This is a genomic window from Mesorhizobium sp. M8A.F.Ca.ET.165.01.1.1 (assembly GCF_004792065.1).
GTDB lineage: Bacteria > Pseudomonadota > Alphaproteobacteria > Rhizobiales > Rhizobiaceae > Mesorhizobium.
On record NZ_SRTH01000025.1, the window covers coordinates 21,605 to 29,364 of the forward strand.

Below are 7,760 nucleotides of genomic sequence, written 5' to 3' on the forward strand. Positions count from 1 at the left end.
GGAATGGGTACCCGGTTCAGGCTGTTTGTTCAGCCTCCGTTCGAAGACCCTACGTCAAGCCCTGAGATCATTGCGGTTTCTTCCCCGCGAGGCAGCGTCGGACCTGGCCCGTCCGACGATCGTATGTATGTCGTCGAGCCGGTCGGCAAGACGCGGCCCTATGGCGTCAACCACGGCCCGTTGGGCACGCCCGTTATCTCCCTGCCGCCCTGGACGCGAGCGATCCTCGATCCGGCTGTTCCCGACGAGGACGGCAATTTCGATCATTATCAGCCCTCGACGCCCGGCTTCGAAGCAGCCCACGCGTTCGGGTGCGCGCGCTTCACCCTCGACGTTTGGGAGCGTTACATCGGCCAGCCGATCACCTGGCATTTCCACGATCACTACGACCGTCTGGAAATTTCGATCCTGCCAGGTTGGGACAACGCCCAATACGGCTATGGCTTCCTTGAGCTCGGCAGCCAATTCGTGAAGGACGGACGCACGCTCCCGTTCAGCCTCGACTTCGATATTATCGCGCACGAGGTTGGCCATGCATTCGTCTACAGCGTCCTTGGCATACCGAACCCGGGCGCTGAGTTCCCCGAATATCTGGGCTTTCAGGAGGCCTTTTCGGACTGCGTTTCGTTGATCGCGGCCATGCATTTTCCCTCCGTGATCGATAATGTCCTGACGGTGACGCATGGGAACCTCTACCTCGCCAACCAGCTCTCTCGATTCTCGGAATTCTCGCCGCACCGCCAGATACGCGAGGCCAACAACAAGCGGACGATGGCCGACTTTGCCGACGGCTGGACCGACGAGCATGCACTGTCACAACCTCTCACTGGCGCCGTCTTCGACATTCTGGTCGATGTCTTTCACGAGAGCTTGGTGGCTCGAGGACTGATCTCGCCGGAGGCCGAAAATCTTGCCGACCTCGCCGAGATCGATCCGGCCGCCGAGCTGCCGATGCAGGAAGTCTTTGACCGCGATTTCGCTCGCAATCCGGAAGGTTTCGTCGAAGCCCTGCTCGACGCGCGGGATATCGTGGGTACCTATCTCGCCGAGACGCTTTGGGCTCTCGCCCCGGATTTCCTGGACTACGGTGACGTGGCGAGAACGATGCTCGCGGTCGACGACAGCATGACCGGAGGAGAACTATCGAGGATCATCTTCCGGGATTTCGACCGAAGAGGGATTTTTCGCTACCGTGCCGGGCCTCGCCTGACGAAGCCAAACCGAAAGAGCCATGTTCATGAGGGCCGAACCGCCCGTCCACTGGACCAGGCGCACCTGCCGGACATGAGCTATTTCGAGAAATATTGGATGTCCAGAAGTGGCGCCGATCTTTGATCGACATACAGATGATGGGGGTGATCCATGACCACTGAAACCATTCTAAATACCTCAGCCATACATTTGTTCGGTAGAGTTCTTGAAGATTTGAAGCTCAAGAAGAGGGTCGATGGGGGACGGCCTCCAAGGCTTGGCAACAATAGATTCCTGCAGAACCAGATCGACGCTTCCGGTAGCCTGCTAGCAAGGATCTATGCGTTCACCTTTGAAGCGCAGTTCTACGAGCTGGCCCGACCGACCATACTTCTTGTCCATGGGCCTGGCACTGTCGTTGATTATCCGGCCCCGGGGGACACCGATCTCAAGGTCATGAGCCGCGGTCCAAGCGACCCTGCCTATACCGGACTGTCATCGCAGATAGGCTCGTTCGCGCGCGGAATGCAGGTCTGGGTCTACGACAAGAGTGACCTGACAATGCGGCTGGAACTCGACACCGGAACGCTCGAGGATGTCCTGTTGAGTGCGGAGCTGGACCCGCGTTCGTTTGGTCGATCGGGTGGAGCAATGGGCAGATCCGGCGGTGCGATGGGGCGATCCGGCGGCGCCATGGGCAGGTCCGGCGGTGCGATGGGACGGTCCGGTGGCGCCATGAACCGCGGCGGGCGCGGCGATATGGACTAGCGTTTTCGATCGTTAATTGAGAAGGCCGAAGGGAGATGGGCCATGGCGAGAGTAGATATAGTACGTGTCGATACACCTGAAGGGAATGCTGTAAGAGGCGGAGATCCGGTTACGGTCAGTGTGACGGTAGCCCCAGACCGTGGTTGGTTTAACGACACGGAATACCTGGTAATTGACTTTATCGATGCTGGCACTTTAAAGAGCGAGCCATATCTAGTGGTATTCGACAACGACGTAACCATCGAAGATACGACGACAATTACCTTTAAAGTTAAAGCACAAGACGGGGCTTCACCCGGGGAATACTATGTTCGCATCAAGAATGAAACTTTCGAGGAAACCATCGTAAGCGGCTCTGAGGATGGAACCATCACTGTGTCCCTGAAGTTGGTCACTTCCAAGTAAAAAAGCTGTGACTAGCCGTAAAGTCACAAGTCACATCGGTATCAACGGCTCTGCCCTCATGCCGGCGAAATCTTGCCGGGGTTCATGATGTCCGCGGGCCAAGCATCTACTTGATCATGCGGCTTCCGCGGCGGCCTCCCCCAAGTCTTTCAGCTCGCTCCTTGTTACGGACGAACCCCGGCTCCCGGAAGGCCGTTCGACTTTGGGCGTTCTTGAGAGCCCCAACCATGAGCGCCAGAAATCAGCCCTTCGCCCCCTCCGCCTTGCGGACCGACGCCTGGTGCACCAGCGAGGTCCAGCTGTTGGTCGAGGCGAGGTGGCAATAGAGCAGGCCGAGCGCGCCTGATTTTCTCAGGTCGAGGAAAGCCTCGTCGCTCAATTTGTTGAAGGCCGCTTCGTCGATCACCTGGAAATCGGTGAGGTTGAGCACTTCGCCGCCTTCCAGCGTCACCTTGCTCTGGCGCGGCGAAAACAGGCCATGCGCGTCGATCTTGTCGACCATCTCGCGGGTGGCCCTGAAGTCGATCTGGAACTGGTTGCAGAAGGCGAGCGCCTGCTTGGTCGCCTCGGTCGGTTCGTTGCCGCTGAAGAACGGCAGCACCTTGTCGTCACGGAACGGTGCCACGAGCTGGTCGACGACACGCTCGCTCGCCCGGTCGACGCACAGCGTCAGCCGGCCGGCCGACGTCGGGTCCTCGGCCAGGATGAAGGGATAGCGGCGGACATAGGCCGGGATGTAATGCGGCGCGTTCCACATGCCGTCGGCATCGACGAACAGATTTTCGTCCTGGCGCACGCCGGTGATGATGACAGGCGCCTTGCCGGCGCCGATGAACACGATCGGGTAGGAGCGCATCGCCGCCGGCATCTCCGACGCCACCACCGGAATGGCGTGCGCCGAGCGCGCGAAGGAAAAATCGCTGCGCGCGGTCAGCCCCAGCGAGCCGTGCCGGATCGGGTTGAGCGCCTCTGGCCTCGTATAGAACAACGGCATGGCATCGCCCCCCTTTGCCGGCGCCGTCCCTGTTTTCGCACCACTTTCAGCCATCGTCCGTCCTTTTCTCCCGCAAGCCGTTCAAGCCGGCCAATCAGCGTCCGGCGTCGCTGCGAAGCTCTGTCTTGTTGCGCCAGGCGCGTATCGGAACAAAGTACTACAGCGTCGCCGGCACGCGCAAAAGGACATGGGCTGCTGTATTTTGCGGTTTGCGGCGGTGAATTGTCTTGGGCGCCGAGCGCTTCGCGCGATGGCGCACAATCCCAGGAAAGTGTTCGACGTTCTTCCGTCCTGGACTCCGGAAATAATGAGTTCTGGACAGCTCGCGGCGAAGCGGCGACAGTGCCGCGCAAACGGCTTTGAGGCGAGCGCAATGGCGGCGGCGGCGGATTTCGAACAGGCGATCGGGCAGGCGTTCATCGTCGAGACCACAGGCGGGCGTATCTCGCTCGAACTGAGCGCCGTCAACCGTATCGCGGCCAGCCCGCGCCCGGGCGGCGGTTTTTCCCTGCTGTTCCGGGGACCGCGCGGGATCGCGCTGCCGCAGGCGACCTACAGCCTTGCCGGCACCAGCGGGGTCCACGACATCTTCATCGTGCCGGTTGCGGCCGACGCGACCGGCCGGACCTACGAAGCGGTGTTCAATTAACGCCGGTTTTGAGCTGCAGGGCCGAAAAGCGACAATCTTAGCCGTCGGCGCCGCCCCTCACTGTCCTGCCGGACATCTCTCCCCGTAAACGGGGCGAGAGCGGCTGGCCGCAACGCCGGCGCATTTTCTGCAACGCTTGTGATTGGCGAAAGCGGCGATGACAGCGCCCCTCGCCCCGTTTACGGGGAGAGGATGCCGGCAGGCAGGTGAGGGGCAGCGCCAACCAACGATCATGGATCCGCTGGCGCGCAAGCCATCAAATCGTAGACGCCCTTGTCCTCGACGACGACAAAGCCGAGATCGACATAGAGCCGCCTTGCTGGGTTGTTCTTCTCGACATGGATCGATATTAGTTTGCCGGCTAAGCATGCCTCGTCTATCAGGTCGCGCAACAGGGCGCCACCATAGCCCTTGCGGCGATGCACAGGCAAAAAAGCGATGTCGATGATGCGGTGTTGGCTTGGCCAGCGCTCGACATAGAGCCGGCCGATGTCTTGCCCGGCATGGCTCACCACGAGCCAGTCGGCCTGCGGATAGTGCTTGTGGTAGTGCGCGTGCTGCGCCTGGAACTGCATGTCGAGAAAGGCGGCCTTCTGCGCCTCGCTCCAGTCCGTCACGGCGAGCTCTTCCATGCGGGTCGAGGCATAGAGCCGCGACAGGAAGGCAATGTCCGCCTCCGCGGCGGCACGGAAAGCGAGTCCGGCCTGCCGTGACCGGGACCACGCCGGAGCGGGATAGACCAAAGCCACGCCGCTTGCGGTCAACGTCAGACCGGCGGCGTCAGGTCGCGCACCACCGCGATCTGCTTGAGGTTGCCGGTGGCCAGCGCCGTCCAGCTCCACTCCCATTCGGAACTGTCCATGGCCATCTGGTTGATCGTCCACAGACCATTGGTCCCATCGTTCGTGATCATCATGCTGAACAAGGCAAGCCGACCATCGGCATTGTAGTCGAGCGACAGCCGTGTGTTGGCGCCGGAGGCGCTGAAATCACGCCATCCAGACCAGTTTTGGGTGGCCGCGTCGTATTGGGCGTTGAACGAGTGGACATGCTGCTGGTCGGAAGCCACCAGCATAATGTCACCGTCCCCCTGGATGCCGGCGCAGAGCGTGTATCTGGGAACCCTGCTGTAACCGGGCGTCGCCCAGTTCGTCCAGGTGTCGGAGCCCGCCGGCAGTTGCTTGGTATGCAGGACCTGGCCCGGCTGCGTCATGGCAAAAAGATTGGTGGCGCCCAGCGGGCCGACGATCGGCGCCATTTCCGTGAAAGGATAGCCGGCGTCGATCTGCACCCATGGCGTCCAGTCGGCCACCGTCAGCGCTTGGGCCTTGGCCTGCTGGCAGCGATAGAGATGAAGGGCTGAGTTGATGCCGAAGAGCGCAATGCGGCCGTCCGCCTGGCGCAGCGCCGTGACCGCCACGAGCTGGCCGGTCAGTTGTATCCAGGCGCTCCAGGGCTGTGCGGGCGGCCTAAGCTCGTCGACGGTGACGACGATCGGCGTCGTGGTGCCGGGCGGCGTGATGGTTTTCTGAACCTGAACGATCACGTCCGGGTTCTGGTAGATCCACCAGATGCGGCCCTGATTGTCGGTGAGGAAGATTTCGACGCGGCCGTCAACGTCGCGCGCCATCGAGAGTTTCTGGTAGCTTGTTGCGCCGGGCGGGGCGCCAATTCCGACCGGCGGGTTCCATTTTTCGACCGGGCCGACCTGGTTGGCGTCCTCCGTGATGAAAGACAGGTTGGTGGTGCCGGTCGGTTGGGCCACCACGGCGACGCGCCCGTCCTTGGTCAGGCCTGCGGTCATGATCACCCAGGCGCCGGCGGCGATGGGAGACCATGCGGCAGGCCACGCCCCGTTGGGCGCGACTTGAGCCTTCTGGATCAGCCGTCCCGCCGCGGAATCGATGCCGACGACCATCAGCCGCGACAGTTCGAAGAACGACACGCCTGGCACGTGCCCGGTTGGCGCCGCATGGGAGGGTAAGTGAGCGTCTTCGTTAGCCATGGTAACGGCCCCGCCTTGTTGGCTCGAAAATCAGGTTCTCGGTGGGAACACGCCCTGCAGGGCGATGCAGAAATTGCAGGTGAGATAAGGCTGCAGATTGTTGTGCGGCTGGTCACCGCCGGCAGGCGCGAGCATGTTGTCGTTCATTGGCGTCAGCGCGGGTATCGGCGTCCCTGGAACATAGGCGAAAGCGCCACCGGACTTGCCGAGAATTCTCGACGGGCTGGGTACCTGGACGTCGGCGACGTCCTGGGTTCCGACCATAACGTTGTGCGCATGGATCGGTATTTCGCTTTGGAGCAGCGTCACCGTCTCCGAGCCGCTACTCTCTCCGAGATCGTGCAGTGACAGGCCAGGTCCCTGACCGGGGTGCATTGGCGCGCTGCCCTGGAGATTGGGCAGCGCGAAGTTCGACTTGCCGTCGCCGCCATAAGTCGTGCCGAGCAACGAGAACAACGCCGTGTTCTGCGACAGCGGCAAAATCTGCCCGTCGCACAGCGCCCAGCCCTTGGGCGCGAAATTGAACGGGAAAATGCGGATTTCCGCAACGAACGGATCGGCCATGACGGTCCTCTCAGGTCTGCGACGGGAAAATGCCGAACAGCGAGATGATGAAGTTGATGCATAGATACGGCTGGAAATTGCTATGCGGCTGGCTGCCGCCGACGGGTGACACCATGGTCGCGGCCATCGGCCCATCGGGCGCCTGGCCATCGATGTACATGAAGATCGTCCCCGTCGTCTGGTCGAGGACATTCCCGCCCGGATTGGTCCCGGTGCCGGTTTGGCCCGATGCCAGCATGGGATGCGAATGAGCCGGGATCTGCTGGATCGACAGCGTGATTTCCTCCGCGCCGCCAGTCTCGGCCAGGGTGAAGCCGTTGCCCTGATGGAGCGGTAGTCGCCCACGCAGGTCGGGCAGCGCAAAAGTGCTTTCGCCGTCACCGCCATAGGTGGTGCCGATCAGTTGGAACAGCGTCTCGTTTTCCGAGATAGGCAGCAGTTGCCCTTCGCAGAACATCCACCCGGCCGGCGCGAAATTGCCGGCAAACATGCGAACTTCGCCAACATAGGGTTGTGCCATGATCGCGTTTCCTCAGGTCTGCGACGGGAAAATGCCCTGCAGGGCGATGCAGAAGTTCAATGTCAGGAAAGGCTGCATATTGAGGTGCGCCTGCGAACCGCCCACATTGGCGATGCTGGCAGGGTGCAACGAGGTCAGGCTGGTAGCCTGCGCATAGCCATTGTTGAAAGCCCCCAGGAAATTCCCGGAGTTCAGGGGCACCGTGCCGTTGGCGTTCGTCGCTCTCGCCTGGTGAACATGGGTCGGCAATTCCGCAATCGACAGCGTGTGGGATTGCTCGCCGCCCCGCCCGCCGAGGTCATGCCCGTTGCCGACATGGATCGGGACCCTGCCCCGGAAATCCGGCAAGCCGAAATTTACCCGGCCGTCGCCGCCAAAGGTCGTGCCGAGCAGCGAAAACAGAGCCTGGTTCTGATTTATGGGAAGCAGTTGGCCGTCACAGAACGCCCACCCCTTGGGCGGGAAACCGAAGGACATGATGCGGATTTCGGACAGAAACGGCTCTGACATGCGATACCCTCCCACTGCCGCTTCAGACTATACACGTCACGAATTATAAGTCTACTGGCAATACTTATTCCGGATAAATTTTCATAAATATCCTCCGGATCGCCTACTAGCAACTTCAAGTATATTGTTAACTATATACTTTACAAGCCTCGGT

At 61.1% G+C, this 7,760-nt stretch carries 10 protein-coding genes; 4 read left to right on the forward strand and 6 right to left on the reverse strand.

The features are described 5' to 3' along the window. Window positions 1-3: 3 nt before the first annotated feature. Genes EN808_RS33110 through EN808_RS33120 form a run of 3 tightly spaced genes read left to right on the forward strand, consistent with a single transcriptional unit; the run spans window position 4 to window position 2,364 of the window. A complete protein-coding gene (locus EN808_RS33110) occupies window positions 4-1,335 on the forward strand; it encodes a hypothetical protein (protein ID WP_135918079.1) in 1,332 nt (443 codons plus the stop codon). A gap of 27 nt (window positions 1,336-1,362) precedes the next feature. Beyond that, on the forward strand, window positions 1,363-1,959 hold the full coding sequence (locus EN808_RS33115) for a hypothetical protein (protein WP_127276719.1): 597 nt from the start codon (window positions 1,363-1,365) through the stop codon (window positions 1,957-1,959). A 42-nt stretch (window positions 1,960-2,001) separates the two neighbouring features. After that, entirely contained in the window at window positions 2,002-2,364 is a 363-nt protein-coding gene (locus EN808_RS33120) for a hypothetical protein (RefSeq protein ID WP_135918066.1), read from the forward strand. A gap of 241 nt (window positions 2,365-2,605) precedes the next feature. On the opposite strand, the gene EN808_RS33125 is transcribed toward EN808_RS33120, so the two are convergent. Continuing rightward, the gene (locus tag EN808_RS33125) at window positions 2,606-3,412 is read right to left on the reverse strand and encodes a SapC family protein (protein WP_135918067.1); all 807 of its coding nucleotides are present in this window, start codon (window positions 3,410-3,412) and stop codon (window positions 2,606-2,608) included. A 319-nt stretch (window positions 3,413-3,731) separates the two neighbouring features. On the opposite strand from EN808_RS33125, the gene EN808_RS33130 reads away from it, so the two are divergent. Beyond that, on the forward strand, window positions 3,732-4,007 hold the full coding sequence (locus EN808_RS33130; protein WP_135918068.1) for a hypothetical protein: 276 nt from the start codon (window positions 3,732-3,734) through the stop codon (window positions 4,005-4,007). Between the two features lie 230 nt (window positions 4,008-4,237). On the opposite strand, the gene EN808_RS33135 is transcribed toward EN808_RS33130, so the two are convergent. From EN808_RS33135 to EN808_RS33155, 5 genes are read right to left on the reverse strand one after another with little or no spacing between them, the layout of a single operon-like run. Continuing rightward, window positions 4,238-4,756 carry a GNAT family N-acetyltransferase gene (locus EN808_RS33135; protein WP_245525179.1) on the reverse strand — a complete coding sequence of 173 codons (519 nt, stop codon included), beginning with the start codon at window positions 4,754-4,756 and terminating at the stop codon, window positions 4,238-4,240. Window positions 4,757-4,773: 17 nt separating this feature from the next. Then, the gene (locus EN808_RS33140) at window positions 4,774-6,012 is read right to left on the reverse strand and encodes a hypothetical protein (protein ID WP_189524224.1); all 1,239 of its coding nucleotides are present in this window, start codon (window positions 6,010-6,012) and stop codon (window positions 4,774-4,776) included. A gap of 30 nt (window positions 6,013-6,042) precedes the next feature. Next, window positions 6,043-6,576, reverse strand: a complete 534-nt coding sequence (locus EN808_RS33145; protein ID WP_135867719.1) for a tail fiber protein — start codon at window positions 6,574-6,576, stop codon at window positions 6,043-6,045. A 10-nt stretch (window positions 6,577-6,586) separates the two neighbouring features. Next, window positions 6,587-7,096, reverse strand: coding sequence for a tail fiber protein (locus EN808_RS33150; RefSeq protein WP_127276705.1), 510 nt, complete (start codon window positions 7,094-7,096; stop codon window positions 6,587-6,589). A gap of 12 nt (window positions 7,097-7,108) precedes the next feature. Continuing rightward, on the reverse strand, window positions 7,109-7,606 hold the full coding sequence (locus EN808_RS33155; RefSeq protein ID WP_135883949.1) for a tail fiber protein: 498 nt from the start codon (window positions 7,604-7,606) through the stop codon (window positions 7,109-7,111). Between the last annotated feature and the right edge of the window lie 154 nt (window positions 7,607-7,760).

Excerpts from the sequence above, each read along its gene's own strand:
- EN808_RS33150 (WP_127276705.1), bottom strand. The coding sequence starts at position 7,096 with ATGGCACAACCCTATGTTGGCGAAGTTCGCATGTTTGCCGGCAATTTC.
- EN808_RS33125 (WP_135918067.1), bottom strand. The coding sequence starts at position 3,412 with ATGGCTGAAAGTGGTGCGAAAACAGGGACGGCGCCGGCAAAGGGGGGC.
- EN808_RS33130 (WP_135918068.1), top strand. The coding sequence starts at position 3,732 with ATGGCGGCGGCGGCGGATTTCGAACAGGCGATCGGGCAGGCGTTCATC.
- EN808_RS33110 (WP_135918079.1), top strand. The coding sequence starts at position 4 with ATGGGTACCCGGTTCAGGCTGTTTGTTCAGCCTCCGTTCGAAGACCCT.
- EN808_RS33145 (WP_135867719.1), bottom strand. The coding sequence starts at position 6,576 with ATGGCCGATCCGTTCGTTGCGGAAATCCGCATTTTCCCGTTCAATTTC.
- EN808_RS33115 (WP_127276719.1), top strand. The coding sequence starts at position 1,363 with ATGACCACTGAAACCATTCTAAATACCTCAGCCATACATTTGTTCGGT.
- EN808_RS33155 (WP_135883949.1), bottom strand. The coding sequence starts at position 7,606 with ATGTCAGAGCCGTTTCTGTCCGAAATCCGCATCATGTCCTTCGGTTTC.
- EN808_RS33120 (WP_135918066.1), top strand. The coding sequence starts at position 2,002 with ATGGCGAGAGTAGATATAGTACGTGTCGATACACCTGAAGGGAATGCT.
- EN808_RS33140 (WP_189524224.1), bottom strand. The coding sequence starts at position 6,012 with ATGGCTAACGAAGACGCTCACTTACCCTCCCATGCGGCGCCAACCGGG.